Origin of the sequence: Sphingobium sp. B11D3D (assembly GCF_025961755.1) — a bacterium.
GTDB lineage: Bacteria > Pseudomonadota > Alphaproteobacteria > Sphingomonadales > Sphingomonadaceae > Sphingobium.
The window spans coordinates 708,355-723,361 of sequence record NZ_JAOQOG010000001.1 but is presented as its reverse complement, the minus strand read 5'-3'; the positions used below and the strand labels follow the sequence as shown (position 1 = coordinate 723,361).

Annotated in this window: 13 protein-coding genes; 8 read left to right on the top strand and 5 right to left on the bottom strand. The window is 65.0% G+C overall.

Features of this window, described 5'->3' with window-relative positions; translation table 11 throughout:
• Positions 1-45 precede the first annotated feature (45 nt).
• On the top strand, positions 46-1,377 hold the full coding sequence (locus tag M2334_RS03395) for a hypothetical protein (RefSeq protein WP_264604779.1): 1,332 nt from the start codon (positions 46-48) through the stop codon (positions 1,375-1,377).
• 30 nt (positions 1,378-1,407) lie between these two features.
• On the opposite strand, the gene arfB is transcribed toward M2334_RS03395, so the two are convergent.
• Together arfB and M2334_RS03385 are read right to left on the bottom strand one after the other, a co-directional pair.
• On the bottom strand, positions 1,408-1,830 hold the full coding sequence (arfB, locus tag M2334_RS03390) for an alternative ribosome rescue aminoacyl-tRNA hydrolase ArfB (RefSeq protein WP_264604778.1): 423 nt from the start codon (positions 1,828-1,830) through the stop codon (positions 1,408-1,410).
• A 61-nt stretch (positions 1,831-1,891) separates the two neighbouring features.
• The gene (locus M2334_RS03385; protein ID WP_264593864.1) at positions 1,892-2,773 is read right to left on the bottom strand and encodes a hypothetical protein; all 882 of its coding nucleotides are present in this window, start codon (positions 2,771-2,773) and stop codon (positions 1,892-1,894) included.
• A 118-nt stretch (positions 2,774-2,891) separates the two neighbouring features.
• Between M2334_RS03385 and M2334_RS03380 the strand changes: the two genes are divergently transcribed.
• A complete protein-coding gene (locus M2334_RS03380; RefSeq protein WP_264595354.1) occupies positions 2,892-3,380 on the top strand; it encodes a GAF domain-containing protein in 489 nt (162 codons plus the stop codon).
• Positions 3,381-3,925: 545 nt separating this feature from the next.
• On the opposite strand, the gene M2334_RS03375 is transcribed toward M2334_RS03380, so the two are convergent.
• Positions 3,926-4,741 (bottom strand): arginyltransferase, encoded by an 816-nt coding sequence (locus M2334_RS03375; protein ID WP_264585756.1) that lies wholly within the window; start codon positions 4,739-4,741, stop codon positions 3,926-3,928.
• Between the two features lie 201 nt (positions 4,742-4,942).
• Between M2334_RS03375 and M2334_RS03370 the strand changes: the two genes are divergently transcribed.
• Both M2334_RS03370 and M2334_RS03365 read left to right on the top strand, forming a co-directional pair.
• Positions 4,943-6,232, top strand: coding sequence for an aconitase X catalytic domain-containing protein (locus M2334_RS03370; protein WP_264604777.1), 1,290 nt, complete (start codon positions 4,943-4,945; stop codon positions 6,230-6,232).
• Positions 6,229-6,669, top strand: a complete 441-nt coding sequence (locus M2334_RS03365) for an aconitase X swivel domain-containing protein (RefSeq protein ID WP_264604776.1) — start codon at positions 6,229-6,231, stop codon at positions 6,667-6,669. The genes M2334_RS03370 and M2334_RS03365 overlap by 4 nt, the downstream gene beginning before the upstream one ends.
• A gap of 176 nt (positions 6,670-6,845) precedes the next feature.
• Here M2334_RS03365 and M2334_RS03360 read toward each other — a convergent pair whose 3' ends face one another.
• Positions 6,846-8,471: an NAD(P)/FAD-dependent oxidoreductase gene (locus tag M2334_RS03360; RefSeq protein ID WP_264604775.1), complete on the bottom strand. Its 1,626-nt coding sequence runs from the start codon at positions 8,469-8,471 to the stop codon at positions 6,846-6,848.
• A 144-nt stretch (positions 8,472-8,615) separates the two neighbouring features.
• On the opposite strand from M2334_RS03360, the gene M2334_RS03355 reads away from it, so the two are divergent.
• Positions 8,616-9,512: a hypothetical protein gene (locus tag M2334_RS03355; protein WP_264593860.1), complete on the top strand. Its 897-nt coding sequence runs from the start codon at positions 8,616-8,618 to the stop codon at positions 9,510-9,512.
• Between the two features lie 664 nt (positions 9,513-10,176).
• On the opposite strand, the gene M2334_RS03350 is transcribed toward M2334_RS03355, so the two are convergent.
• Positions 10,177-10,935 (bottom strand): arylesterase, encoded by a 759-nt coding sequence (locus M2334_RS03350; RefSeq protein ID WP_264577359.1) that lies wholly within the window; start codon positions 10,933-10,935, stop codon positions 10,177-10,179.
• Here M2334_RS03350 and M2334_RS03345 point away from each other — a divergent pair.
• The 3 genes from M2334_RS03345 to M2334_RS03335 all read left to right on the top strand — a co-directional run bounded on the left by M2334_RS03345 (position 10,934) and on the right by M2334_RS03335 (position 14,897).
• The gene (locus tag M2334_RS03345; RefSeq protein WP_264604774.1) at positions 10,934-11,635 is read left to right on the top strand and encodes an ABC transporter ATP-binding protein; all 702 of its coding nucleotides are present in this window, start codon (positions 10,934-10,936) and stop codon (positions 11,633-11,635) included. The genes M2334_RS03350 and M2334_RS03345 overlap by 2 nt on opposite strands.
• Before the next feature lie 8 nt (positions 11,636-11,643).
• Positions 11,644-14,166 (top strand): ABC transporter permease, encoded by a 2,523-nt coding sequence (locus tag M2334_RS03340; protein WP_264606026.1) that lies wholly within the window; start codon positions 11,644-11,646, stop codon positions 14,164-14,166.
• A 140-nt stretch (positions 14,167-14,306) separates the two neighbouring features.
• Entirely contained in the window at positions 14,307-14,897 is a 591-nt protein-coding gene (locus M2334_RS03335; RefSeq protein WP_264604773.1) for a JAB domain-containing protein, read from the top strand.
• Positions 14,898-15,007: the final 110 nt, after the last annotated feature.

The following is a 15,007-nucleotide window of genomic DNA, read 5'->3' as shown; positions in this document are numbered from 1 at the left end:
GTCAGCTCATCTGAGGGAAGGCGTCAACTTCGTGGGGGAGTAGACATGGCCTTTCCAACCATTTCCGAAATCGCATCGCGCCGGTCCGGCGTGATCATCGCTGCTTGTGCGCTGGCGCTGCAAGGGAGCGCTACGCAGGCCCTGACAATCGCCAGTCTTAAGGGCCAGGGCCTCGATCACATCTATGGCAGCTACGCGCCGCGCGGCGATTGCAGCGCGGAGCCCCGCGTCACCATCGACGACAAGGGCATGACCTTCCGCGCCCATGGCCGCACCGTCACGCCGCCGCGCGTCGAATATGCAGTGAGCTTCATGGGGCCGAGCTATGAGGGGATCACGGCCGTGTTCATGCCGTTCCCGATCAGCCCCAGCGATTCCGGGCGCGTCTATATGTACGTCAATGATGACGAAAAGGCCGGGGTCATCCGGTTCGAGGACAATCTGATGCGCGGTCAGAGACCTGACCCTTTTCATGCCGCCTTTACGGCAGGCGGATTGTTCATGCTCTGCAAGGGCAGCGCGGCCGTCGGCACGCCAGCCCCGACGCCGCCCCGACCAGCGGCAACACCGGCCGCCGCCGTACAGGGCATCCCGGCGGAATGGACGAACCTCGCCAGCCTCGTGGGCAAATATCCGGGCAGCTACGCCAAAGATAATATCGATCTGCTGGATCGCGGCGCCGTCGCGACGGCGCTCAAGTCCCGGCTAGGGCCGAAGATGGACGTGCTGCGGACCAATCTCTCGGTCGTCACCCCGCTCAAGCGCGTCGGGAATTATTATTATCTCTCCGGCAACGCCCAGCACAAGGGCGGCGAGGAGCAGGCCTATATCATGATCGACCCCGCCCGGCGGGCGGTGCAGGTGGGCCTGTGGGAACGCGGCAAGCTGAGCGTTTACGCCCCCGCCACCGGTACACGGCTGCCCGTCGCGCCCGAGATCAAGACCCTGCTTGATAACAGTCCGCCCGAGACGGCGGTGGCCCTGCCCGGCACGCCGTGGGAAGTCGTGCCCGTCGCCGGGCGCGCGCCCATGGCCTATGTCAGCGCCGCAGCATCCCCCAACATCGAAGCCCTCAGCCTCTATTGCGAGGGCGGGAAGCCTTATATGGCGATGCTGCTCAACAAGCCGACCGCCGGCAACGCCTTGACGATGACCTGGAATTTCGCCGGCCGTCTGGTCAACATTCCCGTCCAGCGTGGCAGCGCCAACGGCACCCACTGGATCGGCGGCATCACCGGCACACCTTTGGTGCCGCTGCTGACCCAGCAGAAAGGAACGGCGATGCTGCGGATCAACGGCAGGCTGGAGGGCGAGGCATCGCTCAGCAATGCGACGATGGCGCTGCGCGCGGCCTTGCGGGGCTGCGTGAAGATGTGATCCGGCAGGGGCGGATGGCCTCGCAGGCCATCACTCCCGCCACTTCCCCCGCCCGGCTTTTACCGACGCGCGCTTGGTCTTGCCCTCGACGCGGCGCACTTGCGAGGCCTTGGTGGGCTTGGTCGGCTTGCGTTTCTTGGGCACGATGGTGGCCTGCGCGATCAGATCGCACAGCCGCTGGCGCACCTCGCGGCGGTTCTCGAACTGCGAGCGCGAGCCCTCGCTGCGCAGGATGAGCACGCCCTCCCCGGTCATCCGCGCGCCGGCCAGCACGGAAAGGCGCGTCTTGACCGCCTCCGGCAGGGAGGGCGAACCGGCGACATCGAAGCGGAGAATGACCGCACTGTCGGTTGTGTTCACATGCTGACCGCCAGCCCCAGACGCGCGCGTGGCGCTCTCGAGAAGCTCGTCCTCATCGATGCTGATCGATCGCGTGATCTGGATGCGCGGCATGGCCCCTCATCACCCGGCGCGGGGCACTGTCGCAAGACCCAATCGCCGCCGGGCCTGACGATCAGTTTCCGGTGGTGGGGGCGCCGGGAGACAGCAGCGGCGCCTCACTCGGCACCGAAGGCGAGGACGCGGCGGGAGGCGGGGCCGGATTCGCAGACGCGGGCTGCGATGTGGTGCGTGCAGGCGCGGATCGGACCGGCGGCGGTGAGGCCTGCCGCTCGCTCCGCGCTGCGGGCCCAGGTGCGGCTGTCGCGGCGCGTGGCTGCGCCTGTGTTCGAATTTGGGCCGGGCGCGCGGCAGGACTAGGCGCCGGCGCAACCGCCGACGCCCGGGGCGCGGCGGCGTCAGGCAGAGAACTGGCGGGCGCAGTGCTGTTCGCGGCGGCCTCGGGCGCCGCGCCCTCCACCGCAGCGGCGGGCTCGCTCGAGGGACCGAAGGCGCCCAGCCGCTCGCCGAGCATGAGCGCCCCCGCCGCAAACAACGCCAGCGCAATCAGCCCGACCAGGCCCATTGCGGCGATCCACACCGTCCCCATCCGGCGGACGTGGCGGGCGGAGGTCATCGCCGCATCGCTCAGCTCGCCGGAGAGAGAAACCTCGGTCCAATCCGTCATTGCACGCCGCATCGCTCCAGCCAGTGGGACCGTGAGCGCAAGGCCGACGAGCGCCGCCAGCAGCGCCATCATCATGCCGCCGAAGAAGGTGAGCGCCACTTGCGGGAGGGCATCCGGCCCGAGGCTGTCCCGCGCGAGCAGGCTCAGGCACAGGCCGCCTGCATTCAGCAGAACCAGCATCGTGAGCGCCCAGCGATAGAGCGCGGAGGTCTCCTCCACCAAGCGCGTCATGCCGGTGCCAAGCCGCTCGACGCCACGGCGCCCGACGTCCCGGCCCAGCGCCCGCATCTCCTCCACTTCGCTCACGCCTGTCTGCCCGATCGGCTCCATGGCTGCTTCCCCGTTTCGTTAACCGCCCGATAATCCAGCGCCTGAAGACCATGCGGCGGCCCGATCCGCAAGAGCCAAGAGGCTGGCGCGGGGGACAAGCGGCACCTAAATGGCAGGCATGTACGATTTTTCTCCCGCGACGGGCAGCGACAAGCCCGCTCTTTATGCCGATCTCCTCGCTGCGGCGCGCGCGCTGACCGAGGGCGAGCCGGACGCCATCGCCAATATGGCGAATGTCGCGGCGCTGATCTGGCAATATGTCCCGGACCTCAACTGGGCCGGCTTCTACCGGCTGGTGGATGACGTGCTGTTGCTCGGCCCGTTTCAAGGCAAGCCAGCCTGCATCCGCATCGCGCTGGGCAGCGGCGTGTGCGGTACGGCTGCGGCGACCCGGCAGATCCAGCGCGTCGAGGATGTCCACGCCTTCCCTGGCCACATCGCATGCGATGCCGCCTCCGCATCGGAACTGGTCGTGCCGGTGATCCACGAGGGCGCGCTGATCGGCGTGCTCGATCTCGACAGTCCCCGCCCCGCCCGCTTCGACGAGGCCGACGCCGCCGGGCTGGGCGCGCTCTGCGCGGCAATCGCCCCCGCTCTGGCAGGCTGACGCACGGGCCTTTCGGCTGATCCACTTTGGGACGCGCGACGGGGCGAGCGGACTCGCCAAGCCGCTAAGGCATTGATAGCCTCCCCTTATCGCTCGCACCAAGGCGCATGGCCGCAAGGCGCAACATCGCGGCCAAACGCCAAGAGCGAACTGGAACCGGGGGGCTTTCCAGCAGGGGTCCGGCAGCTTTCGAGCGGCCGGACCCTTAGCGTTTATGGACGGGTGGCGTGCACAAGGCGCTCTTGCACGAAAGGGCGGCTTTTCGATTGTAAATGCGAAAGCTGCCCTTGCTGACACGACGCCAATGCAGCCCGAACCTCCGTTCGTCCTGAGTAGCCGCTGAGCTTGTCGAAGCGGCGTATCGAAGGACTGCCCGTGCGCGGGGATACTTCGATACGGCTCTTCGATTGCGCCTGCGGCGCTACTCAGACCCTACTCAGCACGAACGGTGAAGGTCGGAGATGCCTACCTGCTCCCCATTGGCGCCCTCCCAGCGCAAGTCGCCGCGCACCCTCGACAAGCCCCTCCAGACGGCCGCAGGCCGATTACTTAAGCACGCGCCCCTCATGGTCGCGAGTCAGGCTCTGTTCCGGGCGGCCGGCATTCGGGGCATCGGACTGGCCAGCCGGCAGCACCAGCCGCTCCCAGCCGGCACGGCCGAGCTTTTCCATCGGCTGATAGCGGACCTTGTAATTCATCCGGTCCGAGCCTTCGACCCAGTAGCCGAGGTACACATAGGGTAGGCCGGCGCGTTGGGCGCGCAGGATGTGGTCGACGATGATGTAGCTGCCGAGGCCATTGCGGCCTTCCAGCTCCGGCTCGAAGAAGCTGTAGATCATCGACAGCCCGTCGCCCTGCTTGTCGGTTAGGCAGGCGCCGATCAGCCGACCGGGGCGGCCGTCTTCCCCCGGTTCGCGATATTCGATAAGATAGGTCTCGACCGGCGTCTGCTCGACCATGTCGGCAAAATCGATCTCGTCCATCTCAGTCATTCCGCCAGTCGGGTGGCGGGCGGCGAGATAGCGCTGGAGCAGCGAGAATTGCTCGTCGGTGGACCAAGGCTTGCACGCCCGCACCACCAGGTCGCTATTGCGGCGCACGAGGCGGCGTTGGGTGGCGTTGGGCTTGAATTCGTTCGCCACGATCCGCACCGAGACGCAGGCGGTGCAATCCGCGCAGCTCGGGCGATAGGCGACGTTCTGGCTGCGGCGAAAGCCGATGCGGCCCAGCGCGTCATTGAGCTCGGACGCGTGCTCGCCGGTCAGTTCGGTAAACACCTTCCGCTCCGTGCGCCCAGGCAGATAGGGGCACGGTCCGGCATTGGTCATGAAGAACCGCGGAAAGCGGAAAGCAGCGCTCACATCAACTCCCAGCGGCCCGGCAAAGGCCCGTGATTCAATGGCTCAGGAGACTATGCCTCTATCCCCCCAGTGTGAAAAGAGCATTTACCACGGATTTTTCGGTGCCCGAAGGGGCAGGCTTCGCGTTGCGCGACAATCACGAGCCTTGCTTCTCGCGCCATCCTGATCGATAGTAAGGTAACGAATAATGGAGAGCCTGCCATGGTTATGCTGACCGATGCCGAACAAGCCATGCTGGACGGAGAGTCCGGCGCCGCGACGCAAAAGGCCATGGAACTGCTGATCCGCTATGCCGACGCGCTCGGCGCGGAGCGTTTCGTCGAGACAAACAACGTTGCCGGCGTGCCCGGCTCCGCCCCGCAATGGGTGAAGGATTATTATGCCGCAGATGGCGGAGATTATCGCGCCGTTTTTTCCCGCTTCGATCTCGACAGCGACGAAGTTGTGGAAGTGCCGCGCATGAACGCCTTTTCGTGCCATCTGCAGGGCGGCATGGACCCCACGCTCTGGCAGGAGCAGGGCATGACGACGGAGGCGCACGACAATTTCGTCTCTGACGAGGCGGAAGTCGCCGCCCACGGTATCCAGATCCTCAAGACCTGCACGCCCTATCTCGCCGGCAACGTGCCGGTGATGGGCGAGCACTGCGCGTGGATGGAATCGAGCGCGGTGGTGTTCGCCAACTCCGTCATCGGCGCGCGGACCAATTGCGAGGGACGCGAATCCACCAGCGCCGCGATGCTGGCCAAGCGCATTCCCGACTGGGGCTTCCACCGCGACGACTTCCGCAAGGGGCAGCATAGCGTGGACGTGCAGGTGCCGGTCGACAGCATCTTCGAATGGGGAATGCTCGGCTATTTCGTCGGCGATGCCGTGCAGGATACCATCCCCGTCATCACTGGCGACATCAGTGAGGCGAGCCTCATCCGCCACAAGCATTTCGGCGCGGCCGCGGCCTCGTCCGGCGGCGTCGAGATGTATCACATGGTCGGCATCACCCCCGAGGCGCCGAGCGTGGAGACGGCCTTCGGCGGCGCGGCGAAAGGCGAGCGCTTCGTCTATGACGCGGCGGCGCGGCGGCGCATCTACGAGACGCTGAACAGCGTCGGCTCCAGCGAGGATGTCGATTATGTCATGCTCGGCTGCCCGCATTATTCCATCGAGCAGATTGCGCAGGTCTGCGCTCTGATCGAGGGGCGCAAGGTGAGCGCCAACAGCGCCTTGTGGGTGTTCACCAGCCGCGCGGTGAAGGCGACGGCGGATGCCAACGGCTATTCCAAGATGCTGCGCGATGCCGGCGCCTACCTCATGACCGACACCTGCTCGGCGATCAGCCAGGCGGTGCCCAAGGGCACGAAGGTCGCGGCGCTCGATAGCGCCAAGCAGGTGCATTATCTACCCGCGATGATGGGCATCGAGGGCTGGTATGGCACCACCGCCGACTGTGTGGATGCGGCCTGTACCGGCAAGTGGAAAGGAGCCCTGGCATGAGCGACGTTCTGGACAAGCCCCGCCTCATCATCCGCGGTCGCTCTGTCGTGCCCGGCGTCGCCGAGGGCGAGGCGCTGGTGACGCGCGAGACGATCTCCGGCTGGGGCGGCGTCAACCCGATGAGCGGCACGGTGATCGAGAGCCGCCACGAGCTGAAGGGCCAGAGTTTTACCGGCAAGGTGCTGGTCTTCCCCGGCGCCAAGGGCTCCTCGGGCTGGTCGAGCATCTTCCACATGTCCAAGCTGCGCGGCGCCTCGCCGGTGGCGATGGTATTCAACATCATGACCACCAAAGCCGCGCTCGGCGCCGTGGTGATGCGTACGCCGACGGTCACCGAGTGCGACCAGGACCCGCTCGACGCCATCCGCACCGGCGACTGGGTGCGGGTGGATGGCGATGCCGGGACGATTATGGTTTGGGATCGCAGGCCGGGGTGAACGGCGGGTGCGGATCGGCCTTCCCGTGATCCTCATCCTTGGTCATTCCCGCGAACGCGGGAATCCAGCTTCGACACTGCCCCATAGCGCAAGCGCTGACCTGGATTCCCGCGTTCGCGGGAATGACGAAGAGGAACCGGGCGTGAAGTTATCCGCGCAGGCTTCGGCTCGCCACCTCACCGCCGCGCCGTGATGCTCTGCGCCACGGCCTCGGCGACCTTGATGCCGTCCATCGCCGCCGAGAGGATGCCGCCGGCATAGCCAGCGCCCTCGCCGGCGGGGAACAGCCGCGCGACGTTGAGGCTCTGATAATCCTTGCCGCGGGTGATGCGGATCGGCGAGGAGGTGCGCGTTTCCACGCCGGTCATCACCACGTCCGGGTGATCGTAGCGCGCGATCTGGCGGCCGAAGGCGGGGATCGCCTCGTGGAAGGACTCCAGCACGAACTCCGGCAGGCAGGTGGCGAGGTCCGTCATCTTGACGCCCGGCTTGTAGGAGGGGGTAATGCTGCCCAGTTCCGTGGAGGCGCGCCCGGCCAGGAAATCGCCCACCTTCTGCCCCGGCGCGCAATAGTTGGAGCCGCCCGCGACAAAGGCCAGCGATTCCCAATGCCGCTGCAGCGCGATGCCCGCCAGCGGCCCATCGGGATAATCGCGGGCGGGATCGATGCCCACCACGAGGCCCGAATTGGCATTGAACTCGGCGCGGGAATATTGGCTCATGCCATTGGTGACGACGCGCCCTTCTTCGGAGGTCGCCGCGACCACCCGGCCACCGGGGCACATGCAGAAGCTGTAGACGGTGCGCCCGTTGGCGCAGTGATGGCTGAGGCTATAGGCGGCCGCGCCCAGCACCGGATGCTTGGCGTATCGCCCGTAGCGCGCCTCATCCACCCAGGCCTGCGGATGTTCGATACGCACGCCGAGCGAGAAAGGTTTGGGCTCGATGAAGACGCCGCGCTCGTGCAGCATCTCGAAGGTCGGCCGGGCGCTGTGGCCCACGGCGAGGACGACATGATCGGCCTCCAGAAAGCTGCCATCGTGCAAATGGAGCCCGCGCAGGGCCATGTTGCCATCCGCGCTGCGATCCAGCTCCAGCCCGTCCACCCGCGTCTGCCAGCGATATTCGCCGCCAAGCCCCTCGATGGTGCGGCGCATGCTCTCCACCATGGTGACGAGGCGGAAGGTGCCGATGTGCGGATGCGCCTCGGTGAGAATATCCTCCGGCGCGCCGGCGCGGACGAACTCCTCCAGCACCTTGCGACCGAGGAAGCGCGGGTCCTTCACCCGGCAATAGAGCTTGCCGTCCGAAAATGTGCCCGCCCCGCCCTCGCCGAACTGGACATTGCTGTCCGGGTTCAGCTGTGAGCGGCGCCAGAGGCCCCAGGTATCCTTGGTCCGCTCCCGCACCACCTTGCCGCGATCCACGATGATCGGGCGAAAGCCCATCTGCGCGAGGATCAGCCCCGCGAACAGCCCGCACGGCCCGGCGCCAATGACCACCGGACGCAGGCCGGACCAGCCCTCCGGTGCACGGGCGACGAAATGATAATCCGTGTCCGGGCGCGGGCGCACATCCTTGTCGCCCACGAACCGCGCCAGCACGGCGGCTTCGTCGCGCAGGGCGACATCCACGGAATAGACGAGCAGGATCGCACTCTTGCGCCGCGCATCATTGCCGCGCCGCACGACCTCATGGCCGAGCAGATCGCCCTGCGAAATGCCAAGGCGCGCTGCAATGGCGGGCGCGAGTGCATCGTCCGGGTGATCGAGGGGCAGGGTGAGACCGGTCAGGCGGATCATGGCCCGGCCCTAGCGCGTGTGGCGCGGGAGGGGAATGGGGGACGGGGATTTACCCTTATTCCAACCCTCAATTCTTACAGTATTTCGGGACTCAAAATATGCACGGTTTGTCGCTAGACCTACCTAGAACTGGGGGAACTAGTAGTGTCTGAAAGTGCAATCCATATCGTCTATGATGGCGGCGATGCCGCTAACCATACGATCGACGCTCGGCTACTTGGAAAATCCCTCCAAGGGATCGGGAGGATGGTTTCAGACTGCCTCTTTATTTTTGCCTTCGAGAGATTGCCTAACCGAAACGAGAAGGTGCCCCTTCTTCTGAAAGTCCACGAGCCTAAAAGAGGTTCATATGGCATGGATGGCCTGTTCGGCGAAGTGTCTACAGCCCTGAGTTATGGCATACCAATTATCGCTGCAATTGGTCCTGATATCCTCACCCACTACGTCACTGCGATAATCGACAAGTTCCGTGGAAAGGATGACACCGTGGAATTTGCGATTCAAAAAATGGCAGAGATGCACAAGGCGGCTTTGGGCGCCATGAGCAAATCCCAGCGGATGGCACACGAGAGTGTAGATCGTTCTGACGAGCGGCGTCACCGTGAAATAATAAGCTTACATGATGTTCTTCGCGCAGCGATCTCAGGCAGTGGACAAGCAGCGACCGATTATGTAGCTCCCGTGGGCCGGTCTGTCAGCACGGCAAGCTTCGTATCCGGCGACGCCAAGCCACTCATCGTGAACGCAGATGATGCCGAGGCGATAAGAGAATCTCAAAAGCTCGACTGGACTCCTCTGGGTGACCTAACACTCCGCACGGACGGCTTTCGTTTCCACACAAACGGCCTAAGCGTAGAAAATCCGGATGGAGGCTTCCTTATGGCGGAGGTACTTGACCCAGTTTTTGAGAATGAATCCAATCCCTACACTGTAGCTGCCGGCAAGCGCGGCGCAGTTGAGGTAACGGGGCGATTAGGTCGCAAAGCCGGGCGGGTAACTCGTATTCAGATCGTAGAATTTCTGCGACCAATTGATCACTGATCTCCGGCACGCTCATATGTATTTCGGTAACAAGTTCGGCAGAGAACCAGAACCATGAAAGAGAGACGAACTGCCTTAGCACTGTTGATCAGTGCCATTCTCCCGTTGACCGCGTGCGATAGTGCGTCTGCTGAGGGAATCCGGGACGGGAAATGGGAAATAACAGTTGCGAGACTGAACGTAAAAGGTGCGCCTCCAGATATTGCCACTCATTCTTTTTGCATTACAAAGAAGGAGGCGGAGTCGATTACTGTAAAATCTCTTCTATTCCATCGCTACCCTGCCGCACCAAAACACTTTGATAGCGCTGTAATGGAGAAAGGTCGTATTACCGGATTTACACGAGTTGACACACCAGAACGTGAGATCAAGGGAATCCCCGTAGAAGTAAATGGCCACTACGGTGATAGCAGCGTCACAGTCACCGAAACCATGCGGCTATATGGGTACGAAATAATAAGGACCTTCACTGGACGCCGCTTAGGCCCTTGTTAGCCTGCGCCCTCGCCTCACGTCTATCGGTCGAGAAATGACGCTGCGGATCATCTTGCAGTCGAGATCAATTCAGTCTCGTGCCATGGATGCTGAAACAAGTTCAGCATGACGCGCATGGGATTATGGGGATGCCGCGCGTGGAGTGGCGGAACCGTCGCGCGGGTGCGCTCTACTCCCCCTCCCCCTTCAACACCCCCGCCACCAGCGGCCCAACCCGCCCCACAATCGTCTCCACGCCTTGCGGATTGGGGTGGATGCCGTCGGGGAGCATGAGGGTGCGGTTGCCGATCACGCCATCGAGGAAGAAGGGGTAGAGCGGCGCGTCGTACTTCTTCGCGAGATCGGTGAAGATCGGATCGAAGGCCTTGGCGTAGTCCGCGCCCATATTGGGGGCGGAGACCATGCCGGTGAGCATGATGGGGATGCCGCGCTTTTGCAGCTCGGCGAGGATCGCATCGAGATTGGCGCGGGTTTCCTTTGGCTCCAGGCCGCGCAGCATGTCGTTGCCGCCGAGGCCGACGATCACGAGATCCGGCTTGCGCTCCAGCCCGTCGAGCGTGAAGGCGAGGCGCTGGCGGCCGGCTGCGGTGGTATCGCCCGAGACGCCGGCATTGACCACCTGCGCGGGCACGCCCTGCCCCCCCAGCGCGCGCTCCAGCACCGGGGCAAAGCCCTCGCGTGGCCCAAGATTATAGCCGGCGTAGAGGCTATCCCCGAACACCACGACCAGCTTGCGGTCCGCGACCGGGGCGCTGCGGGCGTCAGGGCCATTTGCCGTATTGGAGAGGGCTGCGGCGGCGTTATTGCCGGCACCAGCACCCCCCTGAGTGTCGGGAGTTTGTGGAGAACAGGCGAGCAGTGCTTGGACAAGCAGCAGTGAGACACCATAACGAGTAAACGTCTTTGCCACGCGAGGCCCTTTCCGCATGCATGCACCCATCGATGCCTCCCATATCGCCATCCGCGCCCGCAATGTCACCCTCTCGCTCGGCACGGGCGAGGCGAAGGTGGATATCCTCAAGGGCGTGGACCTGGACATAATGCGCGGGGAGAGCATTGCGATCCTCGGCGCCTCGGGATCGGGCAAGTCCTCGCTGATGGCGGTGCTCTCCGGCCTGGAGCAGGCGAGCAGCGGTAGCGTGAGCGTGGCAGGCACGGATTTCAGCACGCTGGATGAGGACGGGCTGGCGCGGGCGAGACGGGGCCAGATCGGCATCGTGCTGCAGGCATTCCACCTGCTGCCGACGATGACGGCGGTGGAGAATGTCGCCGTGCCGCTGGAGCTGGCGGGGCTTGAGGACGCCTTTGCGCGAGCGCGCGCGGAACTGACGGCGGTGGGTCTCGGGCATCGCGTCGACCATTATCCCGCCCAGCTTTCCGGCGGGGAGCAGCAGCGCGTGGCGATTGCGCGCGCGGTGGCGCCGGGGCCGCAGATCATCTTTGCCGATGAGCCGACGGGCAATCTGGACGGGCACACCGGCGCGGCGATCATCGACCTGCTCTTCACCCGCCAGCAGGCGAGCGGGGCGACGCTGATCATCATCACCCATGATCCCGATCTTGCGCAGCGCTGCGACCGCATCGTGGAAATGCGCGACGGGCTGATCGTGGAGGGTGCGCCCGCATGACGACGCGCATGAGGGCTTTGGGCCTGCAGGCAAGCTGGTCGATTGCCCGGCGCGACCTGAATGCAGGCCTGCGAGGGCTGCGGCTGCTGTTCGTCTGCCTGTTCCTGGGCGTGGCGACGCTGGCGGCGATCGGCAGCCTGACGACCTCGATCACCAGCGAGATTTCCGCACGGGGGCAGACGATCCTGGGCGGCGATATCGAGGCGCGGATGAGCCAGCGCGAGGCGAGCGAAGCCGAGAAGCAGACGCTGCGCGCGCTGGGAACGATGAGCGAGACGATCCGGCTGCGGGCGATGGCGAATGCAGTGGGGGCCGGCGATACCGATGGCCCCGCGGCGGTGCTGACCGAACTCAAGGGCGTCGATGGCGCCTATCCGCTCTATGGCGACCTGCTGCTGCGCGAAGGGACTTATGCCCCGCTTGCCGCCGACCGCATCATGATCGGCGAGGCGCTGGCGGAGCGCTTGCAGGTGCGGCCCGGCGGCGCGCTGCGCTATGGTACCGCGACCTTCACTATCGCCGGCATCATCGCCGACGAGCCGGACCGGGTGGGCGAAGGCTTTACGCTCGGGCCGGTCGCCATCGTCTCGCTAGAAGGTCTGCGGCGCACCGGGCTGATCCAGCCGGGCAGCCTCTATGAGAGCAAATATCGCGTCCGCGTTGCGCCGGGCACCGATGTCGAGGCGCTGCGCAAGCGGCTGGAGGACGAGCAGGCCGAGGCAGGCTGGTCGTTCCGTGACCGGGAGAATGCGGCGCCGGGCACCAGCCGGTTCATCGAGCGGATGGGGCAGTTCCTCTCGCTCATCGGCCTCACGGCGCTGGTGATCGCGGGCATCGGGGTGAGCAATGGCGTCTCCTCTTACCTTGCGATCAAGCGCGGCGGCATCGCGACCTTCAAGGTGCTGGGGGCGACGTCTGCGGATATCGAGCGCATCTACCTGATGCAGATCGGCACCGTGGCGGCGATCGCCATTGCCTGCGGGTTGATCGCGGGCGCGCTGCTGCCGCCGGCGCTGATTGCCGTGCTGGGCGATGTTCTGCCGGTGCAGCCGGGCTTCCGTATCCATCCGCTGCCGCTCATCACCAGCGCGGCTTATGGCCTGCTGATCGCCTACATCTTCACCCTGCCGCCGCTGGACCGCGCGCGGACGCTGCCGGTCGCCGCGATCCTGCGCGCGCATGTCGAGCCGCGCAGCCGGCTGGACCGGCGCAGCGTCGCGGGCGTGGTGCTGGGCGTGCTGGCGGTGCTGGCGATAGCGCTCGGCACGGCGCGCGAGCCCTTGTTCTCGGCTGCAGTGCTGGGGGCGACGGCGGCGGTGCTCGGCCTGCTGCTGCTGCTCGGCTGGGGCATCAGCGCGATTGCCCGCCGCGTGCCGCGCCCGCGTCGGCCGCTGTGGCGCCTCGCCATCGCCAATCTCTATCGCCCCGGCGCGCAGACCAGCGCGCTGGTGATCGCCCTCGGCCTTGCGCTCACCTTGTTCGTCACGCTGGCGGGCGTGCAGACCAGCCTCACCGCCGAGATCGACCGGACGGTGCCCAAGAAGGCGCCCAACCAGTTCGTGCTCGATATCCCGTCCGATCAGGAAGCGCGCTTCCGGCAGATCGTGGCGCAAGAGGCGCCGGCGGCGGAGCTGAACGTCGTCCCGGCGCTGCGCGGGCGCATCGTCGCTTATGCCGGGCAGCGCGTCGCCGACATGGAGACGCTGCCCGAAGGCGCCTGGTTCCTGCGCGGCGAGCGCGGCGTGACCTATAGCGCGACGCTGCCGGAGGGAAGCGATCTGGTCGCGGGCCAGTGGTGGACGCCCGATTATGCCGGTCCGCCGCTCATCTCGCTGGACGAGGAAGCGGCGAAGACGCTCAACCTCAAGATCGGCGACAGCATGACGGTGAGCGTGCTCGGCCGCGAGATCGAAGCCAAAATCGCCTCGCTGCGCAAGGTGAACTGGGACAGCATGGGGTTCAACTATGTCATGGTCTTCTCGCCCAGCGCTCTGGCAAGCGCGCCGCACAGCCTCACCGCCACCATTACCATGGACGAGGCGCAAGGCGCGGGCGTGACGCGCGCGCTGCTCGCCGCCTTCCCGGGCGTCTCGGTGATCGCGGTGGCCGAAGTGGTCGAGCAGATCAGCGGGCTGCTGGAGCAGATGTCCGGCGCCATCGTGGCGGCGGCCTCCATCGCCATCTTCGCGGGCGTTGCGGTGCTGATCGGCGCCATCGCTGCCTCGCGGCAAGCGCGCAGCTATGACAGCGTGATTCTCAAGACGCTGGGCGCGACGCGCTGGCAGATCCTCGGCACGCAGGCCATGGAATATGCCCTGCTCGCCGCCACGCTGGCGCTGGTTTCGCTGGCGCTGGGCATGGGCGCGGCCTGGTATGTTATCGTGCAGGTCTTCGAATTCGGCTGGGCACCGGACTGGGGCGTGGTGCTGGCGACACTGGCGGGCGGCGCGATCATCACGCTGGGCATCGGGCTGGCCGGATCGATCCCACTGATGTCGCTGCGGCCCTCGCGGGCCCTGCGGGAATTGTAAGAGTCCGGAATTTTGTCCACAACTTATGTAGACTTGTAGACACAAGTCCGCTTTACAGGCACCTATGGTCCAAATTATGGTTAATGCATCTCAGAAGCATGACCATTTAACGGATCATCAAACGGCCGATGAAGCATTCCTTGAGCCATTTGACAGGTCTTTTTGCGCTCTATGGCTTGCCCAGGCCATGGGCGATCGCAAAGCAGCTTTCGAGGCAATTCGCCTCGCTGGCTGAGTTGGTCCACGCTCCACCGGACGTCCTCAAATTGCGGGGCGCTTCGGAGGCGCAGATACGCGCGATCAAGGACTTTCGGAGCCTTCATCTCAGCGTGCTGGCATCCGAAGCGTTGAAGACCACGCAGCCCCTCGATGTCGAAAAGTTGAAGCGTCACCTTGCTGCGGAAATCGGGCATTGCCGGATCGAGCACTTCCATGTGGTCTATCTGAGCCAGCTCAAACACGTCATCGAGAGCCGTACTCATTGGTCCGGGGGATATGACAGCACCCCGGTCTATGTCCGCGAAATCGTCATGACCGCGATCATCCTCGGGGCGGCGCACATCATTCTTGCCCACAACCACCCCTCCGGCATCGCCGAACCCAGCAAGGCCGACCGGATCATGACGGACCAAATCTGCAAAGCGGCGCGCCCCTTGGACATTCATGTCGCAGACCACTGGGTTTTTGCCGGTCAGGCCGTCTTCAGCTTCGCCGGACACGGCCTGTTGTAGCGGGCGGGGTTGCGGCAATGGCTCGCAGGCCTGGCACGGCTGAAGGAAGCGGCTTCAGGCCATGTCGGCTGGCAGAACCTGCTGGGGATGCAGTCAGTCCACTTTGATGC

What these genes read in the sequence shown, in the direction of transcription:
- M2334_RS03360 (WP_264604775.1), bottom strand. Translation starts at nt 8,471, where the DNA reads ATGATCCGCCTGACCGGTCTCACCCTGCCCCTCGATCACCCGGACGAT.
- M2334_RS03370 (WP_264604777.1), top strand. Translation starts at nt 4,943, where the DNA reads ATGGTTATGCTGACCGATGCCGAACAAGCCATGCTGGACGGAGAGTCC.
- arfB (WP_264604778.1), bottom strand. Translation starts at nt 1,830, where the DNA reads ATGCCGCGCATCCAGATCACGCGATCGATCAGCATCGATGAGGACGAG.
- M2334_RS03340 (WP_264606026.1), top strand. Translation starts at nt 11,644, where the DNA reads ATGAGGGCTTTGGGCCTGCAGGCAAGCTGGTCGATTGCCCGGCGCGAC.
- M2334_RS03395 (WP_264604779.1), top strand. Translation starts at nt 46, where the DNA reads ATGGCCTTTCCAACCATTTCCGAAATCGCATCGCGCCGGTCCGGCGTG.
- M2334_RS03345 (WP_264604774.1), top strand. Translation starts at nt 10,934, where the DNA reads ATGCATGCACCCATCGATGCCTCCCATATCGCCATCCGCGCCCGCAAT.
- M2334_RS03350 (WP_264577359.1), bottom strand. Translation starts at nt 10,935, where the DNA reads ATGCGGAAAGGGCCTCGCGTGGCAAAGACGTTTACTCGTTATGGTGTC.
- M2334_RS03365 (WP_264604776.1), top strand. Translation starts at nt 6,229, where the DNA reads ATGAGCGACGTTCTGGACAAGCCCCGCCTCATCATCCGCGGTCGCTCT.
- M2334_RS03385 (WP_264593864.1), bottom strand. Translation starts at nt 2,773, where the DNA reads ATGGAGCCGATCGGGCAGACAGGCGTGAGCGAAGTGGAGGAGATGCGG.
- M2334_RS03380 (WP_264595354.1), top strand. Translation starts at nt 2,892, where the DNA reads ATGTACGATTTTTCTCCCGCGACGGGCAGCGACAAGCCCGCTCTTTAT.